Below are 26438 nucleotides of genomic sequence, written 5' to 3' on the forward strand. Positions count from 1 at the left end.
ATACCAGCTCTATTCACAAGGAAGCCTCCTGAGGATAGAGTTTTTTGTTATGTAAAAAGCAGGAGCCCTCCCGAAGGAGAACTCCTGCTCATATATTCGTTCTATCCTAACGGACAGTACCGAATTACTTAGTGATTGTAGCTACGCTACCTGCACCAACTGTACGTCCGCCTTCACGAATGGAGAATTTAGTACCTTCTTCAATCGCGATTGGGGAGATCAGTTGTACGGTTACAGTGATGTTATCACCAGGCATAACCATTTCAGTACCTTCTGGCAGGTTGATGATACCTGTTACGTCAGTTGTACGGAAGTAGAACTGTGGACGGTAACCAGTGAAGAATGGTTTGTGACGTCCGCCTTCTTCTTTAGTCAGAACGTAGATCTGAGCACTGAACTCAGTGTGTGGCTTAACGGAGTTTGGCTTAGCCAATACTTGACCGCGCTCGATGTTGTTACGGTCAACACCACGCAGCAGTGCGCCGATGTTGTCGCCAGCTTGAGCGGAATCCAGCAATTTACGGAACATTTCTACGCCCGTTACTACGGATTTCTTAGTTTCTTCGTGAATACCAACGATTTCAATTTCTTCTCCGACTTTAACTGTTCCGCGTTCTACGCGGCCAGTTGCCACGGTACCGCGGCCAGTGATGGAGAATACGTCCTCGACAGGCATCAAGAAAGGCTTGTCAGTTGCACGTTCTGGAAGTGGGATGTAAGTGTCGATAGTTTCGAACATTTCAACAATCTTGTTAGCCCACTCACCTTCAGGGTTTTGCAGCGCTTCACGAGCGGAACCACGAACGATTGGAGTGTCATCGCCTGGGAAGTCGTATTCGCTCAGAAGGTCGCGAACTTCCATTTCAACCAGTTCCAAGAGCTCTTCGTCTTCAACCATGTCGCATTTGTTCAGGAATACAACAATGTAAGGAACGCCTACCTGACGGGAGAGCAGGATGTGCTCGCGAGTCTGTGGCATTGGGCCGTCAGCTGCGGATACAACCAGGATTGCTCCGTCCATCTGCGCTGCGCCAGTGATCATGTTTTTAACATAGTCGGCGTGACCAGGGCAGTCTACGTGTGCGTAGTGACGGTTAGGAGTTTCATATTCAACGTGAGCTGTGGAGATAGTGATACCACGTTCGCGCTCTTCTGGAGCTTTATCGATTTGGTCGAAAGCTACAGCAGCACCGCCGTATTTTTTGGACAATACAATAGTGATTGCTGCAGTAAGAGTCGTTTTACCATGGTCGACGTGACCGATAGTACCGATGTTAACGTGTGGTTTGTTACGTTCAAACTTTGCCTTTGCCATTTGAACAGTTCCTCCTTTAATGTGGGGTCCTTATATTTGAGCCGTCCGCCTATACGTAGTTCTTAGATGACTGAGTGATGATATCCGGACGGCAAGTTAAAAATAGTGACTATTCTCCACCCTTGTTCTTGGAAATGATTTCTTCTGCAATGGATTTAGGTACTTCCTCATAGTGAGAAAGCTCCATTGAGAATACGCCACGTCCTTGAGTACCGGAACGGAGAGTTGTGGAGTATCCGAACATTTCGGACAAAGGCACCTTAGCACGGATAATTTGAGCACCACCACGGGAATCCATACCTTCGATTCTACCGCGACGGGAGTTCAGCATACCCATAACATCGCCCATGTATTCCTCAGGAACAGTTACTTCCACTTTCATGATTGGCTCAAGAAGAGCTGGCTTACACTTTTCTTTAGCTGCTTTGAGCGCCATCGATCCGGCAATTTTAAATGCCATTTCGTTGGAGTCAACATCATGGTATGAACCATCAACGATGGTTGCCTTAACGTCTACAAGCGGGAAGCCTGCAATAACGCCGTTTTTCATTTGCTCTTCAATACCGGCAAGTGCAGGAGCGATGTATTCTCTTGGTACAGAACCACCGACAACTTTACTTTCGAATTGGCTGCCAGTACCCGGCTCGAGAGGTTCGAATTCAACCCATACGTGACCATACTGACCGCGACCGCCGGATTGGCGAACGAATTTACCTTCAACGCGTGCTGGTGCTTTGAATGTTTCGCGGTAAGCAACCTGCGGTTTACCCACATTGGTTTCTACTTTGAATTCGCGGCGCATACGGTCGATGATAATATCAAGGTGAAGCTCACCCATACCTGCCAGGATGGTTTGGCCAGTTTCTTCATCAGTATGCGCACGAAGAGTTGGATCCTCTTCAGTCAGCTTACCGAGAGCAACGCCCAATTTATCTTGGTCGGCTTTGGTTTTTGGTTCAACTGCGATTTCGATAACCGGGTCAGGGAAGTTCATGGATTCCAGGATTACCGGGTGCTTCTCGTCGCAAAGGGTATCGCCAGTACTTGTGTCCTTCAGACCAACAGCTGCTGCGATATCACCAGCGTAAACGATGGAGATTTCTTGACGGCTGTTAGCATGCATCTGCAGAATACGGCCGATACGCTCACGTTTGCCCTTAGTAGCGTTAACTACATAAGAACCGGATTCCAGGATACCGGAGTATACACGGAAGAACGTGAGTTTACCAACATAAGGGTCAGTCATGATTTTAAATGCCAGTGCTGAGAAAGGTTCTTCGTCCGAAGAGTGACGAACCGCTTCAGTTCCGTCATCCAGATGACCTTGAATAGCCGGTACATCTACTGGGGATGGCAAGTAATCAACGACAGCGTCCATCATCAGCTGAACGCCCTTATTGCGGTAGGAGGATCCAACGATTACAGGGAAGATCTTAACTTCTACTACGCCTTTGCGCAGAGCAGCTTTGATCTCATCAACTGTAATTTCTTCACCTTCCAGGTACTTCATAGTCAGGTCTTCGTCAAGTTCTGCTACTTTCTCGATCAGCTCAAGACGCAGAGTCTCAACTTGTTCCAGATAGTCAGCAGGAATTTCCGTTACTTCGATGTTTTGACCCAGATCATCTTTGAAGATATGAGCTTTTTGCTCAACCAGGTCAATAATACCAACGAAGTCGTTCTCAGCGCCAATTGGCAGTTGAATTGCAACTGCATTGGCTTGCAGGCGATCACGCATGCTCTCAACAACGTTAAGGAAGTCCGCACCGATGATATCCATTTTGTTTACATATGCGATACGAGGTACGCCGTACCGGTCAGCCTGTCTCCATACAGTTTCAGACTGAGGCTCAACGCCTTCTTTCGCACTGAAAACACCAACTGCTCCATCCAATACACGTAGGGAACGTTCAACTTCAACTGTGAAGTCAACGTGTCCTGGAGTATCAATGATATTGATGCGGTGACCCTTCCAAGAAGCAGTTGTAGCAGCGGAAGTAATGGTGATTCCGCGCTCTTGTTCTTGTTCCATCCAGTCCATTGTAGCTGCACCCTCGTGAACTTCACCGATTTTGTGCGTACGGCCTGTATAGAAAAGAATCCGCTCAGTGGTAGTAGTCTTACCAGCATCAATATGTGCCATGATCCCGATATTACGTGTATTTTTTAAGGAGAACTCTCTTGCCATGGAATTGGGTCTCCCTTCAAAATATAAGTTATTTTAACAGCTATGATCCTACCAGCGGTAGTGAGCAAACGCTTTGTTCGCTTCAGCCATTTTGTGTGTGTCTTCGCGTTTCTTAACAGAAGCGCCTGTGTTGTTGGAAGCGTCGATGATCTCAGCCGCCAAACGCTCTTCCATAGTCTTCTCACCGCGGTTGCGTGAGTAGTTTACGAGCCAACGTAATCCCAGAGCAGTACGTCTCTCAGGTTTAACCTCGATAGGTACCTGGTAGTTAGCACCGCCGACACGGCGAGCCTTAACTTCCAGAACTGGCATGATATTCTTGATGGCAGCTTCGAAAACTTCCATCGGTTCTTTACCAGTACGTTCTTGGATCAATTTAAACGAATTGTACAGAATGCTTTGAGCGACACCTCTTTTACCACCCAGCATAATGCGGTTGATCAAACGAGTAACCAACTTGCTATTATACAATGGATCTGGCAATACATCTCTCTTAGTAACTGGACCTTTGCGTGGCATGGATATCCCCCTTTCTTAAATGTTTATTATTCTGAAATAGTATTCTTATTTCTTAACCTTAGGACGTTTCGCACCATACTTGGAGCGAGCTTGCATCCGGTTAGCAACACCTGCAGTATCCAGAGCGCCGCGTACGATGTGATAACGAACTCCCGCAAGGTCCTTAACTTTACCTCCGCGCAGCAATACTACGCTGTGCTCTTGAAGGTTGTGTCCGATACCCGGAATGTAAGCAGTCACCTCAAGACGGTTCGTCAAACGAACACGGGCATACTTACGAAGTGCGGAGTTTGGTTTACGTGGTGTCATAGTACCTACACGAGTGCAGACACCGCGTTTCTGCGGAGCGCTCAAATTTGTACTCTCACGCTTGAGGGCGTTGAACCCTTTTTGAAGAGCGGGAGACTTCGATTTCTCGATTTTGGCTTGACGGCCCTTACGAACCAGTTGATTGATAGTTGGCATTTGTTGTGCCACCCCCTTCCTGAAATAGTAGTCTAATTACGAACTTTAAGTCCACAGACCCAGGTGGTTCATAAAAAGACAAATGAAAAGTCTTTGCTGCCGAAGTACACCCCGGTACAAAAACATCTTTCGTGCTATTGTTTTAAGACGGCTGCCATAGCAGCACCAACTTCTATACCACAGGCCTTGCCCAAATTCAGCATTGTATCTACATAAGTGATCTTAACACCTTGTTTGTTGCAAAGCATAATAATTCTGGAAGTAATCCGTTGATCTCCGTCCTCTGCCACATAGACTTCTGCGGCTTGGCCCAATTCAACCGCCTTGACGGTTTGCTTGGTACCGATCTTGACCTGAGCATCTTGCAATCCTCTGTCATCAGTCATAATATTCATTACCTCCAATGAAGAAGAATAACAAGGCCACTCACGCACCTTAGACATATTAGCATTATCAGAAGATGAAGTCAAGCAAATCAGAAATAATTTTAGTGGATTTCATAGCAGTCAGCCGCGACGCGGACTATTGTCCCCGCGGCGCGGAATCTGTCTGCTATAAGATATTACATTACTCGGCCGGAACCGTTTCTAGAGCCTCTTGCTCGCTCTCTTCATTCGGATCACTCAGCTTCACATTACGGTAACGGTTCATACCGGTACCTGCAGGGATCAGCTTACCGATGATAACATTTTCTTTGAGTCCAAGCAGTTTATCCACTTTACCCTTGATAGCTGCATCTGTAAGGACGCGGGTAGTTTCCTGGAAGGAAGCCGCAGACAGGAATGAATCTGTCTCCAGGGAAGCCTTGGTAATACCGAGCAGTACCGGTTTGGCAACTGCAGGCTCCTTACCGGAAAGAATGGCATCCTTGTTGGCTGCTTCAAATTCCTGAATGTCTGCAAATGCGCCCGGCAGTAGAGTAGTATCACCAGCATCGATAATACGGATCTTGCGCAGCATCTGCTTGATCATAACTTCAATGTGCTTATCGTTAATTTCTACACCCTGGTTACGGTATACGCGCTGTACTTCCTGCAGAATGTAGTTCTGTACCCCGCGAATACCCTTAATACGGAGCATTTCCTTAGGGTCGATCGAACCGTCTGTCAGCTCATCCCCGGCTTCGATCTCCTGGCCTTCGCTGACACGCAGACGTGAACCGTAAGTGATGGAATAAGTCTTGGATTCAGCTTCACCTTGAACCTCGATTTCACGACGGTCCTTAGTTTCACGGATTTCCTTGATTACCCCGTCAATCTCACTGATTGTTGCCTGACCTTTAGGGTTACGTGCTTCGAACAACTCCTGGATACGCGGCAAACCTTGCGTGATGTCATCACCGGCAACACCCCCGGTATGGAACGTACGCATGGTAAGCTGGGTTCCCGGCTCACCGATGGATTGTGCGGCAATAATACCGACAGCTTCACCGATTTCCACGAATTTACCTGTTGCCAGGTTGCGTCCGTAGCATTTTTTGCAGACCCCGTGACGGGCACGGCAGCTCAGTACAGAGCGGATTTGCAGTTTGGTTACACCAGCGTTAACAATCTCTTCAGCCTTGTCGGAGTCAATCAAATCGTTACGGTGAACGATGATTTCCTTCGTTTCCGGATGACGTACTGTTTCGAAGGAGTAACGGCCTTCAATACGGTCGTACAGATCCTCGATTACTTCCTTACCGTCCTGGATACGGCTTACAGTGAAGCCTTTATCCGTACCGCAATCCTCTTCACGTACGATTACGTCCTGGGCTACGTCTACCAGACGGCGTGTCAGGTAACCGGAGTCCGCAGTACGCAGCGCTGTATCGGCCAGACCTTTACGCGCTCCGTGCGTCGAGATAAAGTACTCGAGGACCGTCAGACCTTCACGGAAGTTCGCCTTGATCGGCAATTCGAAGATACGGCCGGAAGGTGTCGCCATCAGACCACGCATACCGCCCAGCTGGGTGATCTGCGATTTGTTACCGCGCGCCTTGGAATCAACCATGAGCATAATCGAGTTGAACCGGTCCATCGACTTCAGCAGGATGTTCGTAAGTTCATCCTTAGTCTTCGACCAGATTTCAATAACACGGTCATAACGCTCATCGTTGGTGATCAGACCACGACGGTACTGGTTGGCAACCACATTGACCTTAGCATCTGATTCTTCCAGAATCTTAGTCTTTTCTTCAGGTACAACAACGTCTGATACGGCTACTGTTACACCGGAACGTGTGGAATACGTGAATCCGAGCTGTTTGATTCTGTCCAGTATCATGGATGTCTTCGTTGTGTGGTATGTCTCGAAGCAGCGTGCAATAATCAGACCGAGATATTCCTTACCTACAGCACTGGCATCCTCAGCACTCATGATGCGTTCACGGATATCGGCGCCTTTTTCATAGATAAAGTATTTCTCAGGTGTGCCTTGCAGCAGGTTCGCTTTGGTAGCTTCGTTGATATATGGGAACGAGCTCGGATAAATTTCATTAAAGATAATTTTACCGATCGTTGTAATCAGCATGGCGTTCTGCTGTTCTTCCGTAAAGTTAGTTTTACCCAGAGCTTTAACAGGAATAGCTACACGTGCATGCAGTCCTGCAGTTCCGCGCTGATAAGCTGATACAGCTTCATTCACGTTGCGCAGGATCAGACCTGTGCCCTTCTCTTCCTTGTTGTCCATGGTCAGGTAGAATGTACCGAGGACCATATCCTGCGAAGGAGTAACAACCGGCTTGCCGTCCTTAGGGTTAAGGATGTTGCCGGATGCCAGCATCAGCAGACGCGCTTCAGCCTGAGCTTCAGCAGACAAAGGAACGTGCACCGCCATCTGGTCACCGTCAAAGTCGGCGTTATAAGCGGTACATACGAGCGGGTGCAGACGGATTGCATGGCCTTCTACCAGAATTGGTTCAAACGCCTGGATACCCAGTCTGTGAAGCGTAGGGGCACGGTTCAGCAGAACCGGGTGCTCTCTGATTACTTCTTCAAGAACATCCCATACTTCAGGGCTCACGCGTTCAACTTTACGTTTTGCACTCTTGATGTTGTGGGCAAGACCTTTGTTAACCAGTTCTTTCATAACGAACGGCTTGAAGAGCTCAAGAGCCATTTTCTTAGGAAGACCGCATTGGTACATCTTCAGATATGGTCCTACAACGATAACGGAACGTCCTGAGTAATCGACACGTTTACCGAGCAAGTTCTGGCGGAAACGTCCCTGTTTACCTTTCAGCATATGGCTGAGCGATTTGAGCGGACGGTTACCAGGACCTGTTACAGGACGGCCGCGGCGGCCGTTGTCGATCAGTGCATCAACGGCTTCCTGAAGCATACGCTTTTCGTTCTGAACGATGATGTCAGGAGCGCCAAGATCCAGCAGTCTCTTAAGACGGTTGTTACGGTTAATTACACGGCGGTACAGGTCATTAAGGTCAGACGTAGCAAAACGGCCGCCATCCAGCTGAACCATCGGACGAAGCTCCGGCGGAATTACCGGGAGTACATCCATGATCATCCAGTCAGGTTTGTTGCCGGAGTTACGGAAGGCTTCAATAACTTCAAGACGTTTAATCGCCCGGTTACGGCGTTGGCCTTGAGCCGTGCGCAATTCTTCCTTAAGGAATTCCAATTCTTTCTCGATGTCGATATCCTGGAGCAGTTTTTTGACTGCTTCAGCACCCATGCCTGCCTGGAATCCGTAGCCGTACTTTTCACGGTAGCTGCGGTATTCTTTTTCAGACAGCAGTTGTTTCTTCTCCAGCGGCGTTTCGCCCGGATCTGTTACAACATAGGATGCAAAGTAGATAATCTCTTCAAGCGATCTTGGAGACATATCCAGAGCCAGACCCATACGGCTTGGAATACCTTTGAAATACCAGATATGAGATACCGGAGCTGCCAGCTCGATATGGCCCATACGTTCGCGGCGGACTTTAGCGCGGGTAACTTCAACGCCGCAACGGTCGCAGACAACGCCCTTATAACGGACGCGTTTGTACTTACCGCAGTGACATTCCCAGTCTTTTTGCGGTCCAAAAATACGCTCGCAGAACAAGCCTTCTTTTTCCGGTTTCAACGTACGGTAGTTAATGGTTTCCGGTTTTTTTACTTCTCCGCGGGACCAAGAACGAATTTTTTCCGGAGAAGCAAGCCCGATTTTCATAAATTCAAAATTGTTAACGTCCAACAAGGAGCAACCCTCCTTAACCTATATCCTGATTTAGTACCGGAGGCCCTCCCTTGACGGTGAAATCAAAAGAGGGCGCGGTCCTTTTTACATAAAATTCATATCCTGCTTACAACTTAATCGATACCGACTTCCGCACCCTCTAGATTGAGGCTCAGCTTGTCGCCTGACGTCTCGTCTTCGTCATCCAGTTCCTTCATCTCGATCTCCTGCTCGTCGCCGCTGAGGATCTTAACATCCATACCAAGCGACTGCAGTTCCTTGATGAGTACCTTGAATGATTCCGGAACACCCGGTTCCGGTACATTCTCGCCTTTGACGATGGATTCGTATGTTTTCACACGGCCGACCACGTCATCGGACTTCACGGTCAAAATCTCTTGCAGTGTATATGCAGCACCGTAGGCTTCAAGCGCCCAAACTTCCATTTCCCCGAAGCGCTGTCCGCCGAACTGCGCTTTACCGCCGAGCGGCTGCTGTGTAACGAGGGAGTAAGGACCGGTGGAACGGGCGTGAATCTTATCATCAACCATGTGCGCCAGCTTGATCATGTGCATGACACCGACAGTAACCTCACGCTCAAAGCGCTCGCCTGTACGTCCGTCATAAAGCACTGTCTTACCGTTGCGCTGCATGCCTGCTTCTTCCATAGTGTCGAATACGTCGTTCTCGCGCGCTCCGTCGAATACCGGAGTAGCGATGTGGATACCGAGCTGCAGGGCAGCCATACCGATATGCACCTCAAGCACCTGACCGATGTTCATACGGGAAGGTACGCCCAGCGGATTCAGGACTACCTGTACAGGTGTACCGTCCGGAAGGAACGGCATATCCTCTTCAGGCATGATACGGGCAACGACACCCTTGTTACCGTGACGTCCCGCCATCTTATCACCTTCAGAAATCTTACGTTTCTGGGCGATGTAGACGCGTACCAGCTGATTCACGCCAGGAGGCAGCTCATCGCCGTTCTCACGGGTGAAGACTTTAACGTCAACAATGATACCATCACTACCGTGAGGAACGCGCAGCGAGGTGTCACGTACTTCACGGGCTTTCTCACCAAAGATCGCATGCAGCAGACGTTCTTCAGCTGTCAGTTCTGTTACGCCCTTAGGAGTAACCTTACCAACAAGAATGTCGCCGGCATTGATTTCGGCACCGATGCGGATAATACCGCGCTCGTCGAGATTGCGCAGAGCCTCTTCACCCACGTTAGGAATATCGCGGGTAATTTCTTCAGGTCCCAGCTTCGTGTCACGGGCTTCGGATTCATATTCCTCGATGTGGATCGAGGTGTATACATCTTCCTTGACCAGCTTTTCACTCAGCAGGATCGCATCCTCGTAGTTGTAACCTTCCCACGTCATGAACGCAACAACTACGTTGCGGCCCAGAGCCAATTCGCCCATTTCAGTGGAAGGTCCGTCTGCCAGGATGTCCCCCTTCTTAACAATGTCCCCTCTTTTAGCCAGAGGACGCTGGTTAATACAGGTACCTTGGTTCGAACGCATAAATTTGTGTAATTTATATTTAACGATATCGCCTTTAACTTCCTTGCCGTCAACAGCCTCAACGCGGCGCAGCCAAATTTCATTGGCCGAGGAGCGTTCGATGATGCCGTCGTACTTGGAAACAATACATACGCCAGAATCTTTAGCGGATTTATGCTCCATCCCTGTGCCGACAAGCGGTGCTTTCGGAATCAGAAGCGGAACGGCCTGACGCTGCATGTTCGATCCCATCAGCGCGCGGTTGGAGTCATCGTTCTCAAGGAACGGAATGAGCGCCGTAGCGACCGACACAACCTGTTTTGGCGAAACGTCCATGTAGTCAACGCGATTACTAGGCATTGTAGTAATGTTGTCGGAGTCTTTGTTGTAACGGACGATAACCATATCTTCCTTGAAGGTACCATCTTCGTCGATCAGGACATTCGCCTGGGCAACTACATAGTTATCTTCTTCATCGGCAGTCAGGTAATCAATCTGTTCAGTAACCTTACCTGTCTTAGGATCCACCCAACGGTATGGAGCTTCAATGAAGCCATACTCATTGATGCGGGCAAAGGTCGACAAGGAGTTGATCAAACCGATATTCGGACCTTCCGGTGTTTCGATTGGACACATACGGCCATAGTGACTGTGATGAACGTCGCGGACTTCGAAGCCTGCGCGCTCACGGGTCAGACCGCCGGGTCCGAGTGCTGACAGACGGCGCTTGTGCGTAAGCTCGGCAAGCGGGTTCGTCTGGTCCATAAACTGGGACAGCTGCGAGCTTCCGAAGAACTCTTTAATGGACGCAATCACGGGACGGATGTTGATCAGAGCCTGTGGCGTAATCGCATTGGCATCCTGAATCGACATTCTCTCGCGCACTACGCGCTCCATACGGGACAGACCGATACGGAACTGGTTCTGCAGGAGTTCACCAACAGAACGCAAACGGCGGTTACCCAAGTGGTCGATATCGTCAGTGTTGCCGATACCGTGCAGCAGATTAATAAAGTAGCTGATTGAGGAGATAATATCAGCCTGAGTAATATGCTTGACCGACTTGTCGATGTTGCCGTTGGCAATCAGCTTGATAACCCGGCCTTCTTCAATCGGCGAGAAGACATCGATTGTCTGCAGCGGGATATCTTCACTGTCCATAACTCCACCGGTTACGCGGTAGTTTTTGGCAGCCATGTTCTTTTCGAAGTATGGAATCAGCTCATCAAGCAGACGACGGTCAACCATCTGGCCGGATTCTGCCAGGATTTCCCCGGTCGATTCATCAACGAGCGGCTGAGCCAGACGCTGATTAAACAGACGGTTCTTGATGTGCAACTTTTTGTTGATTTTGTAGCGGCCGACATTGGCCAGGTCATAGCGCTTCGGATCAAAGAAACGTGCGACCAGAAGGCTCTTGGCATTATCAAGTGTCGGAGGTTCGCCCGGACGCAGACGCTCATAAATTTCGATAAGCGCTTTTTCCGTAGAGTCCGTGTTGTCTTTATCCAGCGTATTGCGAATATATTCATCATTACCAAGCAGTTCCAGAATTTCGGCATCACTGCCGAAACCAAGAGCACGCAGAAGCACGGTAACCGGAATTTTACGTGTGCGGTCGATCCGGACATACATGATGTCCTTCGCATCCGTTTCAAGCTCCAGCCAGGCTCCACGGTTCGGAATTACTGTGGCGGTGTAGGTTTTTTTGCCATTCTTATCCACTTTTGTGCTGAAATAGACGCTAGGAGAGCGAACCAACTGGCTGACAATAACCCGTTCCGCACCATTGATAATAAAAGTGCCGGTCTCCGTCATCAGCGGGAAATCTCCCATGAACACTTCCTGCTCTTTGACCTCACCGGTCTCCTTATTAATGAGCCGTACCTTAACCCGCAGAGGAGCCGCATATGTTACGTCCCGCTCTTTAGCGTCGTCAACCGTATATTTCGGTTCACCCAGGCTGTAATCAATGAACTCAAGCACCAAATTACCAGTGAAATCCTGGATCGGCGAGATGTCCTGGAACATTTCCCGCAATCCTTCCTCCAAAAACCAATCATAAGATTTTTGTTGGATCTCGATCAGGTTCGGGACCTCGAGTACCTCGTTAATTCTCGCATAGCTCCGCCGAGTGCGTCGACCATACTGAACAAGATGTCCTGCCAACTTTACTCACCCCTCATGTCTACTCACTTAAAAATTGATTGCGAACCCTTGTTTGGAACCGTATAATGGAACCATAACACAAGGATTCGACCATAAATAAAGAAAAGCCCTTATCGAAATCTTCGAAAAAAGAGCGCATCTATCCATGGCCAAAATACTCCTTATCCAGTAGATTTGCCTAAAACGTACATAATATACGTCACCAAGCAACAGTTTATGCGCTATTAACTATTATCCCGGCGGACTTCGCCGTGACAGTAACATAGAGAACGGAATTCGCACAAACTTGCCGAACGGCTTGCGCTTGCCGGCGACATTATCACTTGACATTTCAGCAAACTAAAGACATGGAGCCTAGGTTAATACTGACATTTTATAATAATAACACTATCAAAGGCGAATGTCAACTATTATTCAACTATTTTCTGCGCCTTAATAATGCGGTATCCTTTATCTTTCCCCACTTCTTCCACAACTGCAAACAGGCTTTCCAGCTTGGCTACTGCCGAAGGAGCTCCCTGCTTCTTCTGGATCACAATCCACAGCGTTCCACCCTCGTTCAAATGCTCATATGCCTGTTCAAAAATCTGATGCACAACAGACTTGCCGGCACGGATTGGCGGATTGGTGAGAACCACATCAAACTTCCGCCCTTGTACCGCAGAGAGCACATCACTTTCCATCGCCGTAATATTCCCGATTCCGTTATTCCGGGCATTCTCCCGGGCAAGCTCTACTGCACGGCTGTTGATATCAATCATTGTCACATGGCCAGCAGGAGCAAGAACAGCCGCACTAATCCCAATAGGGCCATATCCGCATCCAACATCAAGGACTTCTGCACCGTCGGCAATTTCCATTGCTTCAATTAATACGCGGCTTCCGTAATCGATATCCCCTTTTGAAAAAACACCGGCGTCGCTGGTGAATCGGAGGTTCTTTCCCCTCAGCACCGTATTGATCGTCCGTCTGTCATGACGGGCATCCGGCTGCTGTGAGTAATAATGCTGCGACATAGGATTCTCCCTTTCGCTTTAAGTAAAGATGTCTTTATACAGCAACCCCCTTGAACAAGTTCAAGGGGGTTGCGTAAACCGGGAGGAATTACTTCTTCCCGGGGCATTGCCTTATGGAAGTGAAATTACTTCACTTCTACGCCAGCGCCTGCTTCTTCCAATTTTGCTTTGGTAGCTTCGGCTTCTTCTTTGCTTACTTTTTCTTTGATTGGCTTTGGAGCGTTGTCTACGAGGTCTTTAGCTTCTTTCAAGCCCAGGCCTGTGATTTCGCGAACGATCTTGATAACGTTGATCTTGGAAGCGCCAGCGCTTGTCAGGATTACGTCGAATTCGGATTGCTCTTCTTCAACTGCTGCTGCTGCACCGCCAGCTGCTACTGGAGCTGCTGCAGTTACACCAAATTCTTCTTCGATTGCTTTAACCAGGTCGTTCAGTTCCAATACGCTCATGCCTTTAATTTCTTCCAAGATTGTTTCTTTGCTCATGATTGAACCTCCATTTTATATTTAAATTTGTTTGTGGTATTGATTACGAGACTAGAATCAAAGGCTTACGCGCTTTGTTCTTCTTTCTCAGCAACAGCCTTAACTGCAAGCGCGAAGTTGCGCATTGGAGCTTGAAGCACGCTAAGCAGCATGGAGAGCAAACCATCGCGGGATGGCAGTTCAGCCAGTGCTTTCAGTTGGTCAGCATCGATAACTTTGCCTTCCACAACGCCGCCTTTCAGCTTCAGAGCGTCGTTCTTCTTAGCGAAGTCGTTCAAAATCTTGGCTGCTACTACCGCATCAGTTTCACTGAATGCTACTGCTGTAGGGCCAGTTAGAACTGCATCCAGTTCAGTCAGCTCAGCAGCTGCAGTCGCACGACGCACCAATGAGTTTTTCAGAACTTGAAAGTCAACGCCAGCTTCACGAAGCTGCTTACGCAGTTCAGTTACCTGGGCAACGTTCAATCCGCGGTAGTCCGCAACAACAGTAGAGATACTGTTCTGCAGTTTGCCGGTAACAACATCAACCGCATCCTGTTTAGCTTGGATTACTTTTGCATTTGCCAATTGTATACACCTCCTGAAAATTTATGTGACGGCGTCTCTTCCTATGAATCCCCGCCGTTCCTACGCAGGCATTAGAAAAGCCTCCGCAGAATCACGAAGGCTTGATAAAAGGAAAGTAACTCAGGCAGCGCCTAGTACTTCTTATTTCTATCACAACACCTCGGTAGGAAATTAAGCCCTGCGGCACCTACTGTCTACGGTAAGCATATTCAAGTTCAAGAATGATCACCTTAAAGTTCACAACTACTATAGATTATCAAAGATGACTCAAAGAGTCAACCCCTATTATCTGAAGGCAGCTGCATTCACACGAGCGCTTGGTCCCATTGTGGACGAAATTGCAATGCCTTTAAGGTATACACCTTTAGCAGCGGCTGGTTTCGCACGGTTCAAAGCGTCCATAAGAGCTTTAAGATTTTCGTTCAATTGTTCAGGAGCAAAAGACACTTTGCCGATAGGCGCGTGAATTTGACCTGCTTTATCGAGACGGTATTCGATTTTACCGGCTTTGATTTCTTGCACAGCCTTGGTAACGTCGAAAGTAACTGTACCGGCTTTAGGGTTAGGCATAAGGCCTTTACCACCAAGCAGACGGCCGAGTTTACCGACTTCGCTCATCATATCAGGTGTAGCTACGCAGACGTCGAATTCAAACCAGCCCTGCTGGATCTTGTTGATCATATCCTGATCGCCTACAAAATCCGCGCCAGCAGCTTCCGCCTCTTTCGCTTTTTCACCTTTTGCAAATACAAGCACGCGTTGAGTTTTGCCTGTGCCGTGTGGCAGGACAACAACACCACGAACTGCTTGGTCTTGTTTACGCGGGTCTACACCCAGACGAACTGCTGCTTCAACGGTTTCGTCGAATTTGGCAGTTGCCGCCTTTTTCACAAGCTCTACAGCTTCTGAAGGCTCGTAAGTTGCTTCGCTGTTGATCAGCTTAGCAGATTCCAGGTATTTCTTACCATGTTTAGCCATGAAAATGTTCCTCCTTTGTGGTGTTAGCGGAAATTCCTCCCACATATTGCAGTCATGAATGACCGGTTCATCGAATACTTATTAGTCTTCGATTGTGATACCCATAGAACGGGCAGTACCTTCAACCATACGCATTGCAGCTTCAACAGATGCAGCGTTAAGGTCAGGCATTTTGGTTTCGGCGATTTCACGAACCGCTGCGCGGCCGAGCTTCGCTACTTTTTTCTTGTTTGGTTCACCGGATCCTTTTTCTACTTTAGCAGCGATGCGAAGCAGAACGGCAGCCGGAGGAGTTTTAGTGATGAAAGTAAACGAACGGTCTTCAAACACTGTAATTTCAACCGGGATGATCAGACCAGCCTGGTCAGCAGTACGAGCATTGAATTCCTTACAGAATGCCATGATGTTGACACCTGCTTGACCCAACGCAGGACCTACTGGAGGCGCTGGATTCGCTTTCCCTGCAGGAATCTGCAGTTTCACCATTTTAATAACTTTTTTAGCCATGAGTGACACCTCCTTGCAAAAATAGTGGTATTCGAATGCTTAGCGCATTCTCCCACAAGAAACCCTTGACACTGTTATTATATTTTTTCCACTTGAGTGAAATCCAACTCCAGCGGGGTTTCCCGTCCAAACATGTTGACATGCACTTTGATTTTGCTCTTGTCGGCCAAAATTTCTTCCACGGAGCCCACGAAATTCGCAAAAGGCCCAACCATAATACGTACGGATTCCTTAATTTCGAAATCAATCTTCGCTTTAGGTTCAACCATGCCCATATGCTTCAGAATTTGTTCAACTTCTTCCGGAAGCAAAGCGGTAGGCTTGGAGCCGGAACCTGTCGAACCGACAAATCCGGTAACGCCCGGCGTATTGCGGACAACATACCATGAATCATCAGTCTGAACCATTTCGACCAAAACATACCCGGGGTAAACTTTACGCATAACGGTTTTTTTCTTACCGTCCTTGTTTACCAATTCTTCTTCCATAGGAACAAGAACGCGGAATATTTTGTCTTCCATGCCCATGGACTCAACGCGTTTTTCCAAATTGGCCTTAACCTTATTCTCATACCCGGAATAGGTATGAACAACATACCATCTTTTTTCCATACCAAGCCACCTAGGACCTCTCTAAATAATCGCTTCAATTACAGCGGAAATAATGATGTCCAGAACCCAGAAGTAAACAGCTACCACCACAATAGTACCAAGAACGATCATTGAGTAGTTTTTCAGCTCTTTACGGCTAGGCCAGCGAACTTTTTTGAGTTCACTCCAGCTCTCAGTGAAAAAGGAAAACAAAGACTTAAAACTACGTTTCACGCCGACTACACCTCCAAAGACTATCTGGTTTCGCGATGAGGAGTTTGCTCGTTACAGAACTTGCAAAATTTCTTCATCTCCAAGCGGTCGGGGTGATTTCGCTTGTTTTTGGTTGTCGCATAGTTTCTTTGTTTGCAACTTGTACAAGCCAAAGTGATAATTACCCGCATGATGTGCACCTCCCGAAGACGTACTTCTAATTTAAATTAGAAGACGCAAATATTGATCCTAAAAAAAACCCGCGAATTTAGGCCTACCTAAAACACTTTAGCATAATGTCAACGTCTGTGTCAACGAAAGAATTGCCCTATCGCGCTGGGTAATTCCGGGTTTGTAGTCGTGTGCTGCATGTAGTCCTTGCTCTGCCTTTTTCCCGCTGAACACGGTCATTCCCTATCATTATGGAGCATTCCGACTTTGTGTAAACCTCTTCCAACCGCAAGCGTCCAAATTTCCGTCTAATCAACATACAGTAGCCAGCAAAACACTAAAAAAAGACTCGATGTCCGAGCCTTTCATTAACATTATATCATTAATTGTCACGCACTTCCAGATATCTTTCCAATTTACGTTTGACCCGCTGCAATGCGTTGTCAATTGACTTCACATGCCGCTTTAGATCCTCCGCAATCTCCTGATAGGAACGCCCGTCCAGATAGAGCATCAGCACTTTACGTTCAAGGTCGCTTAAAATCTCTGCCATCTTATCTTCCAGTCCGATGAATTCTTCCTGGTTAATAATCAGCTCTTCCGGGTCCAGCACCTGGGTGCCGCAAATCACATCCATCAATGTCCGGTCGGAGTCCTCATCATAGATAGGCTTGTCCAGCGAGACATAAGAATTAAGCGGAATATGCTTCTGGCGGGTAGCAGTCTTGATGGCGGTAATGATCTGGCGGGTTATACAAAGCTCGGCAAAAGCCTTAAACGAAGAAAGCTTGTCACCCTTGAAGTCACGGATTGCCTTATACAGGCCAATCATGCCTTCCTGAACGATATCCTCCCGGTCTGCACCAATTAAAAAGTAAGAACGGGCTTTAGCGCGTACAAAATTACGGTACTTGTTAATTAAGTGTTCCAATGCGCCGCTGTCACCACTACGGAAGATCTCGACAATCTCTTCATCACTTATGAAATCATACTCGGAAAGCATTATTTCCTTGAGGTCGACACTCACCAAGAATCCCCCCGGCTGCAACGCAAGACACATCGTTACTTAGCTAAAATATAGGAACAGTATATATTATGTTACCTTACAACGTCAACCAGATATTGTCCAAAAACAATCTTCAATAACAATTTATGGCATTTGATGTCTGCTGCTGCTGTTTCATTGCCGGCGCCAGTCTTCAAGACGTCTGCGCGTATCCGGCGGCAGCTTCTCTTCCAGGGAATGCCTTTTGGAGCGGATGCTTTCCGGTTCTATCGCTTTTTTGACCAGCTTCTGATTCTCTTCAATCTCAACTTTCAGCTCCCTTGCGGAGACACGCAGGGCACCTTGGGCAAAGATTACATGCTGTTCTATAAAATCGCTTGTTGCCACATATATCTGCCGGCGCCGGTGACTGTATTCCCCAACCAGCCGCTCGATGCATTCGTCCGCCGTCTCTTTTTCCTTAGTGAAGACTACCTGAACCTTCCCCTGGACAAAAGAACGGCCGAGCCCCGGGACCCGGTATGCATCGAACACGGCGATAACGCGCCGCCCGGTGAATGCCTGATAATCAGCCAGCATATCCAGCAGCCGGTCACGCGCCTCCTGCATCCCGGACAGCGAGAGCGCCGCCAGTTCCGGCCAGCCGCCTATCATGTTGTATCCATCCACCAGCAGCACATCGCGCCAGTCAGCCATAGCTATCCCTGCGGATGCCGGCGGCGCAGCACCTCGTACATAATAACTCCAGCAGCAACGGATGCATTCAGGGAATTAATTTTGCCGGCCATCGGAAGCTTGAGCAGTACATCACATTTTTCACGGATGAGCCGGCCCATACCTTTATTCTCGTTACCGATTACGACAGCAACCGGTCCTGTAAAAATATCAGATTCATACAAATTCTGATCCGTTGCGACATCCGTACCGACTACCCAGACACCAAGCTCCTTCAGCCGGTCAATGGTTTGTCCGAGATTGGTTACCCGGGCTACCGGAACATACTCTACCGCACCCGCTGATGTTTTGGAGACTGTCGCTGTAATCTGCGCCGACCGGCGCTTCGGAACGATTACGCCATGCACCCCGGTGCAGTCTGCCGTACGCAGAATGGAGCCCAGATTATGCGGATCTTCAATCTCATCGAGCAAAATCAGAAACGGCGGTTCTCCCTTGGCTTCGGCTGCTGCCAGAATATCAGACACCTCTGCATAGGCAAACGGTGCCGCTTGTGCTACTACCCCCTGATGCTGTACTCCGGGCGCAAGCTGATCCAGCTTCCGTTTGTCTACATGCTGGATCACAATACCTGCCTTGCGCGCTTCGGCAATAATGGGTGCAGTTAAATGCTTCTGGGCTGTTTCAGCGATCCAGATTTTATTCAGTGTACGGCCGGCGCGGAGCGCCTCAAGCACTGAATGCTTGCCGGCCAGTATTTCCTCTTCTGTCTTTAGTTCTTCCATGTTCATGCCTCCTGTTCTATAGCTTTAACGGCCTCACTTGGGCCGGTTCATCATATACTGGATACTGCTGTGGACCAGCTCCCGGATTCTCTCCTGCTGTCCGGTGTAATACAGATGTCCGATCAGACATTCAAATGCTGTCGCATGCCGGTATTCAAGCACATCGGCATTTTTGGGAATGGTGCCGGATTTGGCATTCCGCCCCTGACGGGCCACGTCCTTCTCCTCATCGGTAAGCACCGGCTCCAGATAGGCAAGAATGGTGCTCTGCGCTTTGGCAGAGACGAGTCCGGTGGCCGTCCGGTGCAGATGATTCGGCCGCAGATTCGGCAGTGAGATCAGATACTGCCGGACCGCGACCTCATAAATGGCATCCCCGGCATAAGCCAGCACAATCGGTGAAAGCAGATGGGCCGGCTGGGAAGGTGCGTACGGGAACCAGGCCTGTTCTAAATCAAATCCGCCGCTCATTTACGCCGCCACCGCATTCCCTGCGGAGTATCCTCCAGCAGAATGCCGAGGCTGTTCAGCTCATCACGGATCTCATCGGACCGGCTCCAGTTCTTGTTCTTACGCGCTTCCGCCCGTTCAGCAATCAGACGTTCAACCTCTTCACTTGCCACTTCAGCTTCAAGTTCAGGAGTCAGGTTTAATACAGCATTCATTTCAGCGTAAGTCTTCAGCAGTGCTGCGAGATCTGCCGCCGCAGCATCCGTTTTGGCCAGCGTTTGATTCGCCAGGCTCACCCAGTCAAATACGGCAGTGATGGCATCCGGTGTATTGAAATCATCCTGCATTTTCGCATGAAAACTGCCGGTGATCGCGGCCAACCGCTCGGTAACCGCAGCACTTGCCTCACCCTCAGCCCCTTCAGGAGCCAGTTCAAGCCGGTGCTTCACATTGCTCTCAGCAAGCGCAATTCGTTCCACGCTCTTCTCGGCGGACAGCAATGCTTCCTCCGTAAAGTTCAGCTGATTGCGGTAATGGCTGGAGAGCATGAAATACCGGATAGTGCCTGCCTTAAAGCGGGCGCGGATATCCTTTACAAGCAGGCCGTTACCCAGAGATTTCGACATTTTCTCGTCCCCGATGTTCAGAAACGCGTTGTGCATCCAATAATTCGACAGCGGCTCACCTGTCAGCGCTTCGGTCTGTGCGCATTCGCATTCATGGTGCGGGAATTTCAGATCCTCTCCGCCGCCATGGATGTCGATAGTTTTGCCTAAATATTCGCGGACCATCGCAGAGCACTCAATGTGCCAGCCGGGACGTCCTTCTCCCCATGGACTTGCCCAGTGCACCTCACCCGGTTTGGCCGCTTTCCAGAGTACAAAATCCTCCTGGTTTTCCTTGCGGGGATCTACCTCGACGCGGATACCGAAGCGCAGCTCCTCCAGGTTCTGGCGGGACAGCTTGCCGTAATCAGCAAATTTACCGGTACGGTAATACACATCCCCGCCGTTCTCATAGGCGTAGCCCTTCTCTTCAAGCTCCTTGATAAACTCAATAATCTTATCCATACTCTCTGTAACCCGCGGATTCATGGTCGCCGGCTTCACGCCGAGTCCGGCCAAATCCTCCTGATAAGCCGCAATGAACATGTCCGCAACCTCGGCTACAGTGATGTTCATCTCTTCCGCTTTGCGGATCATTTTGTCATCCACATCAGTGAAGTTGGTCAGATAACGCACTTCATTGCCGAGTGATTCAAGATAGTTGCGCACCATATCAAATACGATAACCGGTCTGGCATTCCCGATGTGCATATAGCCGTAGACTGTAGGTCCGCATACATACATCTTCACTTTGCCCGGCTCCTGCGGTACAAACTCTTCTTTACTGCGTGTCATAGTATTGTAGATTTGCAAAGCCATTTCTGTTCCCAATCCTTTCTGTTGTTCCGGGATTCATTTAAACTCCGGCAATCTTTAAATTTCATAATCCCCGATATACTGCTGGCTTTCCAGCCTCCGCTGCTCCGCCTTCTGTTTATCCTCATTACCCATCTGCTCGCGCAGCTCCTCAATTTCCTTCTGCAGAAACCGCAGGGAATCAACCAGCGGATCGGGCATCTTGGTATGATCCAGCCGGTCGGATACCCGCTCCCCGTTGCGCTTAACTACGCGCCCCGGGTTGCCTACGACTGTACTGTTGTTCGGAACTTCCCGTAGAACGACTGCGTTGGAGCCTATATTGGAATTATCGCCGATCCGGAACGATCCCAGTACTTTTGCCCCGGAACCGATAACGACATTATTGCCGACAGTCGGGTGACGCTTGCCCTTTTCCTTCCCTGTACCGCCAAGCGTTACCCCCTGGTAGATGATAACGTCATCGCCGATTTCACAGGTTTCACCGATGACAATCCCCATCCCGTGGTCAATGAACAGCCGGTTGCCGATCGTCGCGCCCGGATGGATTTCCACACCGGTCATGAACCGGCTGAACTGCGAAACTACCCGGGCCAGTGTAAACCAGCGGCGGGTGTAAAAGGAGTGGGCGATCCTGTGGGCCCAGATTGCGTGAAGTCCGGCATAAGTAAAAACAACCTCGAATTTGCTCCGCGCCGCGGGATCGTTGTCGAATACAGCCCGGATATCCGACTTTATATGCTTAAACATCACGTTTCCCCTCTTCTTGGCTCCGCCGCCTCCTGTTAACAGGTACGCCTGGCGAAGGTAGTTTCCGGCAACCCGCTTCTTAACACGTAAGCTGCAGATGCACTGTATTCCCCTTATATTCCGACAAAAAACGCCTCTGCAGCTCAAAGCTGCAGATGCACTGTATTCCCCTTATATTCCGACAAAAAACGCCTCTGCAGCTCAAAGCTGCAGAGGCGTTAAACCGCGGTTCCACTCTGCTCGGATTGTCATCACCGCCTGCGCCTATTTCACGCCTGCGCCTGATGCTCTCCCTCTTGCGTTCATAACGGCAACGTCCCGGCACAGCCTAACGCTCCTCTGATGGAACCGCTCAGCCGCACAGCTCACAGGCGCATATTCTGCGGAAGACAAGTGAATAACTCCCAGCCACAAAGGAAATCTGCTCTTCGCGGTTATTCTCTCTGGTAATTGTCTTTACACGCATACTTCTCCTGATCAAAGCTATTACAATATGTCTCTATCTTAGCGAAAAGAATCTGGACTGACAAGAGTTATAAGCGGCCGTCTGCAGCCTAAGCCCCTTTAATCTGCGACTTCAGCCGTTCAATCACCCGGTTGCGTCCCAGCAGGGCAATTGTCACATTAAGATCACGGCCATGCGTCTGGCCGGTCAGGGCGACACGAATCGGCATAAACAGCCCTTTGCCCTTATGGCCGGTTTCTTTCTGCACTTCCTTGATCAGCACCGCCATATTAGCAGCAGTGAAGTCCTCAGTAGCCTCCACCTTAGCCAGGAATGCGGACAGAACCTCCGGCACCTGCGGCTCGGCAAGCACCTGTGCTGCCTCAGTCTCCAGCTCCAGATGGCTGCGGAAGAACAGCTCGGACAAGGCCACGATGTCTGATGCCGCGGTCATCTGCTCCTGGTATAACGCTACAAGGCTTGCGGCCCAGACCTGCTGCTCTTCATTCAGCTCTGCCGGCAGCCGGCCTGCCTTCTGAAGATGCGGGATAGCAAGGCTTGCAATCCGCTGCGGATCAGCATGCTTGATATAGTGGTTATTGATATGCGCCAGCTTGTTCTTGTCGAACACGGCCGGACTCTTCGACAGACGGTCAGCTGTAAAGATGGAGATCAGCTGTTCCTGGCTGAAGATCTCCTCTTCCCCTTCCGGCGACCAGCCGAGCAGGGAAATATAATTGAACAGTGCCTCAGGCAGATAGCCCAGCTGATCGTACTGCTCGATAAATTGAATAATCGATTCATTGCGCTTGCTCAGCTTCTTGTGGTCATCGCCGACAATCAGCGTCATATGGCCGAACAGCGGAGCTTCCCAGCCCAGCGCTTCGTAAATCATCAGCTGGCGCGGGGTATTCGAAATATGGTCTTCTCCGCGCAGCACATGAGAGATTTCCATCAGATGGTCATCAATGGCAACCGCAAAGTTATAGGTCGGAATTCCGTCTTTCTTCACGATGACGAAATCGCCCATTTCCTTGGTATTGAAAGAGATACTGCCCTTAACAATATCATCAAAGGTATAGGTACGGTCTTCAGGCACCCGGAAGCGGATGCTGGCAATACGTCCTTCCGCTTCAAAAGCAAGGCGCTGCTCTTCAGTCAGATCGCGGTGCTTGCCGGAATAGCGCGGCGTTTCACCGCGTGCAGTCTGTTCCTCACGCTCTGCTTCCAGCTCCTCTTCCGTACAGTAGCAGCGGTAAGCGAGACCGCGGTCAATCAGATCCTGCCAGTATATGCGGTACAGATCCAGACGTTCCGTCTGGCGGTACGGGCCGTAATCCCCGCCCACATCTACGCTCTCATCCCAGTTGATGCCCAGCCATTTCAAATATTTCAGCTGGCTTTCTTCCCCGCCGGCCACGTTGCGCTTTACGTCTGTATCTTCGATCCGGATAATGAATTTACCGCCCAGATTACGGGCAAACAAATAGTTAAACAATGCCGTTCTGGCATTTCCGATATGTAAATGTCCCGTAGGGCTCGGTGCATAACGCACCCGGACTTGATCCGCCACTGTAATCCCCTCCGCTTCATAATGGTTAAAAATTAGTGTAACAGCCATCTCAAGATGATATCACATCTTGGAGCAGGCAGACAATAGATTGTGCCGCAATTCCCTCTCCGCGTCCGGCAAAGCCGAGCTGCTCTGTCGTCGTTGCCTTTACATTAACTTTGGAAACCTCAGCACCCAGCGCTTTGGCAATAATCTCGGTCATCTGCGGAATGTAAGGAGCCATCTTCGGCTTCTGTGCAATAATAGTAGAATCAATATTTCCAAGCTTGTACCCGCGTTCACGGGCAAGTGCCCAGACATGCTCCAGCAGCTTCAGGCTGTCAGCATCCTTAAATGCCGGATCGGTATCAGGAAAATGCCGGCCGATATCGCCAAGCCCCAAAGCCCCGAGAATGGCATCGCTGACTGCATGCAGCAGCACATCCGCATCGGAGTGGCCCAGCAGCCCCTTTTCATAAGGAATCGTTACGCCGCCAATAATGCACGGTCTTCCCTCTACCAGCTGGTGTACATCAAATCCCTGTCCTACAGCTATCATCTGTTAACCCTCTCCCCTGATTCTTTGTGTAAATTCGGCAAAATCCAGATCCTCCGGTGTCGTCAGCTTGATATTGCTGTAGCTTCCTTCCACCACGGAGACTGTAATCCCGCTGCGTTCTGCTAGGCTGGAATCATCGGTTCCAAGAAATCCGTCCCGCTCCGCTGCCTCATAGGATGCCATCAGCTCAGACAGACGAAAAGTCTGCGGGGTCTGAATCGCCCACAGACTTCGCCGGTCAGGTGTTGACACCACTTGGCCCGCACCGTTCACCTGCTTAATTGTATCCTTAACCGGCACAGCCAGTACTGACGCTCCGGTCTGAACCGCCTTATCGTAACAAACACTGATCTCAGCAGCTTGTACAAACGGGCGGACACCGTCGTGGACCATCACCCAGTCAGTCTCCAGTGCCTGCAGTCCCTTGTACACAGATTGCTGACGCTCTGCTCCTCCGGCGATTACAGCCTTTACCTTATCCAGCTTATAGGCCACCACCCATTCCCGGCAGCGTACGATGTCCGCTTCACCGGTGACCAGCACGATCTCAGTGATAAGCTCATGCCGCTGGAACACCTCAAGTGTATGAACGATAACCGGTTTATCCTGCAGCAGCAGATACTGCTTGCTCTCCACGGTCCCCATTCTTGTCCCTCTGCCTGCCGCCACAATCACGGCGCCTACACTGTTTGACATGTTCTTAGGCTCCTGTCCTTCACGTATAACCCCATCATAACGTGTTTGGCTGCCATTTCCAACCCGTAAGACAGTATTGGAGCCTGTGTTACGGCATTTATTGTGCTTTTTCCAGCAGCTTCGGCTTGGCAAAAATCATTCTGCCCGCAGATGTCTGCAGCACACTTGTCACCAGTACTTCCATTGTGGTGCCGATGTACTCGCGTCCGCCTTCAACCACAATCATTGTACCGTCATCCAGATAAGCTACCCCCTGGCCATGCTCCTTACCGTCCTTGATGACTTGTACAATAATTTCCTCTCCGGGCAGCACAACCGGTTTAACCGCATTGGCCAGATCATTGATGTTAAGCACGGATACGCCCTGCAGCTCACATACCTTATTCAGGTTGAAGTCATTGGTGACGACCTTGCCGCGCAGCACCTTAGCCAGCTTGACCAGCTTGCTGTCCACTTCGGAGATTTCTTCAAAATCCCCCTCGTAGATTAGTACCTTTACATCCAGCTCTTTCTGGATTTTGTTGAGAATATCAAGCCCCCGCCGTCCGCGGTTACGCTTCAGCAGGTCCGAAGAATCGGCAATATGCTGCAGCTCCTCAAGCACGAATTCCGGGATGACAATCGTCCCTTCAATAAAACCCGTCTTGCAGATGTCTGCGATCCGCCCGTCGATGATGACGCTGGTATCCAGAATCTTGTGCTCTTCAAGCCCCCGTCCCTCCGGCTCTTCCGTCTGACCCCACCGTCCGGTTGCCCAGAGTGATGCGAGTTCTTCCTTCTTTTCCAATCCGATCCGCAGCCCCATGTAACCGAGCGCCAGCGTAGCCGCTACCTGCAGCAGGTCGCCTGCTTTGCCGAGCCAGTCCATGGCCGGATGCAGCAGGAGGGACAGCAAAAGTCCTCCTGTCAGTCCGGCAGCGCCTGCAGCCATTTCATTCATCGGTATACGCGAACAGTACACCACCGCCTCACGCAGCTTTGTACCGCCCCAATCCGCGCATAAAGTCCCCGCAATCAAAAAAATAATGGCTCCCAGCACCGTAAACAAAATGCTTCCATCCACAGGCAGATCCCCTGCCAGTTTATCCATGCCCTGCGGAAATCCCTTTTCTGCCGTATGGTATAGCGAATAGCCGGACCAGGCTCCTGATAACCCGGCAAGCGTCAAAATAATCTTTTTCCACATAACCCTACGCACCTCCTTTTATTCATCCTGAAATGATTTATACCTCTCCAGTATGTTCC

At 49.6% G+C, this 26438-nt stretch carries 25 protein-coding genes and 1 other annotated feature; all 25 genes read right to left on the reverse strand.

The annotated features are described in order from the left end of the window. Nucleotides 1-124: 124 nt before the first annotated feature. Nucleotides 125-1315, reverse strand: a complete 1191-nt coding sequence (tuf, locus tag NST84_RS27580) for an elongation factor Tu (RefSeq protein ID WP_039877407.1) — start codon at nt 1313-1315, stop codon at nt 125-127. Nucleotides 1316-1424: 109 nt separating this feature from the next. Further along, on the reverse strand, nt 1425-3503 hold the full coding sequence (gene fusA / locus NST84_RS27585) for an elongation factor G (RefSeq protein ID WP_342563216.1): 2079 nt from the start codon (nt 3501-3503) through the stop codon (nt 1425-1427). A gap of 48 nt (nt 3504-3551) precedes the next feature. Further along, complete coding sequence (rpsG, locus tag NST84_RS27590; protein ID WP_020427074.1) at nt 3552-4022, reverse strand: 30S ribosomal protein S7; 471 nt, start codon at nt 4020-4022, stop codon at nt 3552-3554. 45 nt (nt 4023-4067) lie between these two features. Further along, nucleotides 4068-4487, reverse strand: a complete 420-nt coding sequence (gene rpsL / locus NST84_RS27595) for a 30S ribosomal protein S12 (protein WP_039877409.1) — start codon at nt 4485-4487, stop codon at nt 4068-4070. 134 nt (nt 4488-4621) lie between these two features. Beyond that, on the reverse strand, nt 4622-4873 hold the full coding sequence (locus NST84_RS27600; protein ID WP_039877410.1) for a ribosomal L7Ae/L30e/S12e/Gadd45 family protein: 252 nt from the start codon (nt 4871-4873) through the stop codon (nt 4622-4624). Nucleotides 4874-5054: 181 nt separating this feature from the next. Next, nucleotides 5055-8666, reverse strand: a complete 3612-nt coding sequence (rpoC, locus tag NST84_RS27605; RefSeq protein WP_342563217.1) for a DNA-directed RNA polymerase subunit beta' — start codon at nt 8664-8666, stop codon at nt 5055-5057. A gap of 113 nt (nt 8667-8779) precedes the next feature. Beyond that, nucleotides 8780-12325, reverse strand: coding sequence for a DNA-directed RNA polymerase subunit beta (gene rpoB, locus NST84_RS27610; RefSeq protein ID WP_342563218.1), 3546 nt, complete (start codon nt 12323-12325; stop codon nt 8780-8782). Between the two features lie 410 nt (nt 12326-12735). Beyond that, nucleotides 12736-13341: a class I SAM-dependent methyltransferase gene (locus NST84_RS27615; RefSeq protein WP_342563219.1), complete on the reverse strand. Its 606-nt coding sequence runs from the start codon at nt 13339-13341 to the stop codon at nt 12736-12738. 125 nt (nt 13342-13466) lie between these two features. Then, nucleotides 13467-13826 (reverse strand): 50S ribosomal protein L7/L12, encoded by a 360-nt coding sequence (gene rplL, locus NST84_RS27620; protein WP_342563220.1) that lies wholly within the window; start codon nt 13824-13826, stop codon nt 13467-13469. A 65-nt stretch (nt 13827-13891) separates the two neighbouring features. Beyond that, nucleotides 13892-14395 carry a 50S ribosomal protein L10 gene (gene rplJ / locus NST84_RS27625; RefSeq protein ID WP_342563221.1) on the reverse strand — a complete coding sequence of 168 codons (504 nt, stop codon included), beginning with the start codon at nt 14393-14395 and terminating at the stop codon, nt 13892-13894. A 64-nt stretch (nt 14396-14459) separates the two neighbouring features. Continuing rightward, nucleotides 14460-14613, reverse strand: a sequence feature (ribosomal protein L10 leader region). A gap of 67 nt (nt 14614-14680) precedes the next feature. Further along, nucleotides 14681-15373: a 50S ribosomal protein L1 gene (gene rplA, locus NST84_RS27630; protein WP_342563222.1), complete on the reverse strand. Its 693-nt coding sequence runs from the start codon at nt 15371-15373 to the stop codon at nt 14681-14683. Nucleotides 15374-15454: 81 nt separating this feature from the next. Next, entirely contained in the window at nt 15455-15880 is a 426-nt protein-coding gene (gene rplK, locus NST84_RS27635; protein ID WP_019908208.1) for a 50S ribosomal protein L11, read from the reverse strand. Nucleotides 15881-15957: 77 nt separating this feature from the next. Next, nucleotides 15958-16491: a transcription termination/antitermination protein NusG gene (nusG, locus tag NST84_RS27640; protein ID WP_020427084.1), complete on the reverse strand. Its 534-nt coding sequence runs from the start codon at nt 16489-16491 to the stop codon at nt 15958-15960. A 21-nt stretch (nt 16492-16512) separates the two neighbouring features. Beyond that, entirely contained in the window at nt 16513-16704 is a 192-nt protein-coding gene (gene secE / locus NST84_RS27645; protein ID WP_342563223.1) for a preprotein translocase subunit SecE, read from the reverse strand. Nucleotides 16705-16724: 20 nt separating this feature from the next. Then, entirely contained in the window at nt 16725-16874 is a 150-nt protein-coding gene (rpmG, locus tag NST84_RS27650) for a 50S ribosomal protein L33 (RefSeq protein ID WP_074086515.1), read from the reverse strand. 362 nt (nt 16875-17236) lie between these two features. After that, the gene (sigH, locus tag NST84_RS27655) at nt 17237-17881 is read right to left on the reverse strand and encodes an RNA polymerase sporulation sigma factor SigH (protein WP_068727698.1); all 645 of its coding nucleotides are present in this window, start codon (nt 17879-17881) and stop codon (nt 17237-17239) included. A 153-nt stretch (nt 17882-18034) separates the two neighbouring features. Continuing rightward, nucleotides 18035-18556 (reverse strand): NYN domain-containing protein, encoded by a 522-nt coding sequence (locus NST84_RS27660; RefSeq protein WP_342563224.1) that lies wholly within the window; start codon nt 18554-18556, stop codon nt 18035-18037. A 2-nt stretch (nt 18557-18558) separates the two neighbouring features. Next, nucleotides 18559-19320 (reverse strand): 23S rRNA (guanosine(2251)-2'-O)-methyltransferase RlmB, encoded by a 762-nt coding sequence (gene rlmB, locus NST84_RS27665; RefSeq protein ID WP_342563225.1) that lies wholly within the window; start codon nt 19318-19320, stop codon nt 18559-18561. 33 nt (nt 19321-19353) lie between these two features. After that, entirely contained in the window at nt 19354-19791 is a 438-nt protein-coding gene (locus NST84_RS27670; protein ID WP_342563226.1) for a Mini-ribonuclease 3, read from the reverse strand. Beyond that, nucleotides 19788-21194, reverse strand: coding sequence for a cysteine--tRNA ligase (cysS, locus tag NST84_RS27675; protein ID WP_342563227.1), 1407 nt, complete (start codon nt 21192-21194; stop codon nt 19788-19790). The genes NST84_RS27670 and cysS overlap by 4 nt, the downstream gene beginning before the upstream one ends. 54 nt (nt 21195-21248) lie before the next feature. Further along, a complete protein-coding gene (gene cysE / locus NST84_RS27680) occupies nt 21249-21941 on the reverse strand; it encodes a serine O-acetyltransferase (protein WP_342563228.1) in 693 nt (230 codons plus the stop codon). Nucleotides 21942-22495: 554 nt separating this feature from the next. Beyond that, nucleotides 22496-23959 carry a glutamate--tRNA ligase gene (gene gltX / locus NST84_RS27685; RefSeq protein ID WP_342563229.1) on the reverse strand — a complete coding sequence of 488 codons (1464 nt, stop codon included), beginning with the start codon at nt 23957-23959 and terminating at the stop codon, nt 22496-22498. Between the two features lie 49 nt (nt 23960-24008). After that, entirely contained in the window at nt 24009-24497 is a 489-nt protein-coding gene (gene ispF / locus NST84_RS27690; RefSeq protein WP_342563230.1) for a 2-C-methyl-D-erythritol 2,4-cyclodiphosphate synthase, read from the reverse strand. 3 nt (nt 24498-24500) lie between these two features. Continuing rightward, on the reverse strand, nt 24501-25193 hold the full coding sequence (ispD, locus tag NST84_RS27695) for a 2-C-methyl-D-erythritol 4-phosphate cytidylyltransferase (RefSeq protein WP_342563231.1): 693 nt from the start codon (nt 25191-25193) through the stop codon (nt 24501-24503). Between the two features lie 97 nt (nt 25194-25290). Then, nucleotides 25291-26379 (reverse strand): PIN/TRAM domain-containing protein, encoded by a 1089-nt coding sequence (locus tag NST84_RS27700; protein ID WP_342563232.1) that lies wholly within the window; start codon nt 26377-26379, stop codon nt 25291-25293. Nucleotides 26380-26438: the final 59 nt, after the last annotated feature.

The sequence above is a fragment of the Paenibacillus sp. FSL R7-0345 genome (assembly GCF_038595055.1).
GTDB lineage: Bacteria > Bacillota > Bacilli > Paenibacillales > Paenibacillaceae > Paenibacillus_AQ.

What these genes read in the sequence shown, in the direction of transcription:
- rplA (WP_342563222.1), bottom strand. Translation starts at nt 15,373, where the DNA reads ATGGCTAAACATGGTAAGAAATACCTGGAATCTGCTAAGCTGATCAAC.
- rpsL (WP_039877409.1), bottom strand. Translation starts at nt 4,487, where the DNA reads ATGCCAACTATCAATCAACTGGTTCGTAAGGGCCGTCAAGCCAAAATC.
- ispF (WP_342563230.1), bottom strand. Translation starts at nt 24,497, where the DNA reads ATGATAGCTGTAGGACAGGGATTTGATGTACACCAGCTGGTAGAGGGA.
- ispD (WP_342563231.1), bottom strand. Translation starts at nt 25,193, where the DNA reads ATGTCAAACAGTGTAGGCGCCGTGATTGTGGCGGCAGGCAGAGGGACA.
- cysE (WP_342563228.1), bottom strand. Translation starts at nt 21,941, where the DNA reads ATGTTTAAGCATATAAAGTCGGATATCCGGGCTGTATTCGACAACGAT.
- rpmG (WP_074086515.1), bottom strand. Translation starts at nt 16,874, where the DNA reads ATGCGGGTAATTATCACTTTGGCTTGTACAAGTTGCAAACAAAGAAAC.
- fusA (WP_342563216.1), bottom strand. Translation starts at nt 3,503, where the DNA reads ATGGCAAGAGAGTTCTCCTTAAAAAATACACGTAATATCGGGATCATG.
- rplK (WP_019908208.1), bottom strand. Translation starts at nt 15,880, where the DNA reads ATGGCTAAAAAAGTTATTAAAATGGTGAAACTGCAGATTCCTGCAGGG.
- NST84_RS27660 (WP_342563224.1), bottom strand. Translation starts at nt 18,556, where the DNA reads ATGGCTGACTGGCGCGATGTGCTGCTGGTGGATGGATACAACATGATA.
- NST84_RS27700 (WP_342563232.1), bottom strand. Translation starts at nt 26,379, where the DNA reads ATGTGGAAAAAGATTATTTTGACGCTTGCCGGGTTATCAGGAGCCTGG.
- rpsG (WP_020427074.1), bottom strand. Translation starts at nt 4,022, where the DNA reads ATGCCACGCAAAGGTCCAGTTACTAAGAGAGATGTATTGCCAGATCCA.
- rlmB (WP_342563225.1), bottom strand. Translation starts at nt 19,320, where the DNA reads ATGGAAGAACTAAAGACAGAAGAGGAAATACTGGCCGGCAAGCATTCA.
- NST84_RS27615 (WP_342563219.1), bottom strand. Translation starts at nt 13,341, where the DNA reads ATGTCGCAGCATTATTACTCACAGCAGCCGGATGCCCGTCATGACAGA.
- nusG (WP_020427084.1), bottom strand. Translation starts at nt 16,491, where the DNA reads ATGGAAAAAAGATGGTATGTTGTTCATACCTATTCCGGGTATGAGAAT.
- rplL (WP_342563220.1), bottom strand. Translation starts at nt 13,826, where the DNA reads ATGAGCAAAGAAACAATCTTGGAAGAAATTAAAGGCATGAGCGTATTG.
- tuf (WP_039877407.1), bottom strand. Translation starts at nt 1,315, where the DNA reads ATGGCAAAGGCAAAGTTTGAACGTAACAAACCACACGTTAACATCGGT.
- cysS (WP_342563227.1), bottom strand. Translation starts at nt 21,194, where the DNA reads ATGGCTTTGCAAATCTACAATACTATGACACGCAGTAAAGAAGAGTTT.
- NST84_RS27600 (WP_039877410.1), bottom strand. Translation starts at nt 4,873, where the DNA reads ATGACTGATGACAGAGGATTGCAAGATGCTCAGGTCAAGATCGGTACC.
- NST84_RS27670 (WP_342563226.1), bottom strand. Translation starts at nt 19,791, where the DNA reads ATGAGCGGCGGATTTGATTTAGAACAGGCCTGGTTCCCGTACGCACCT.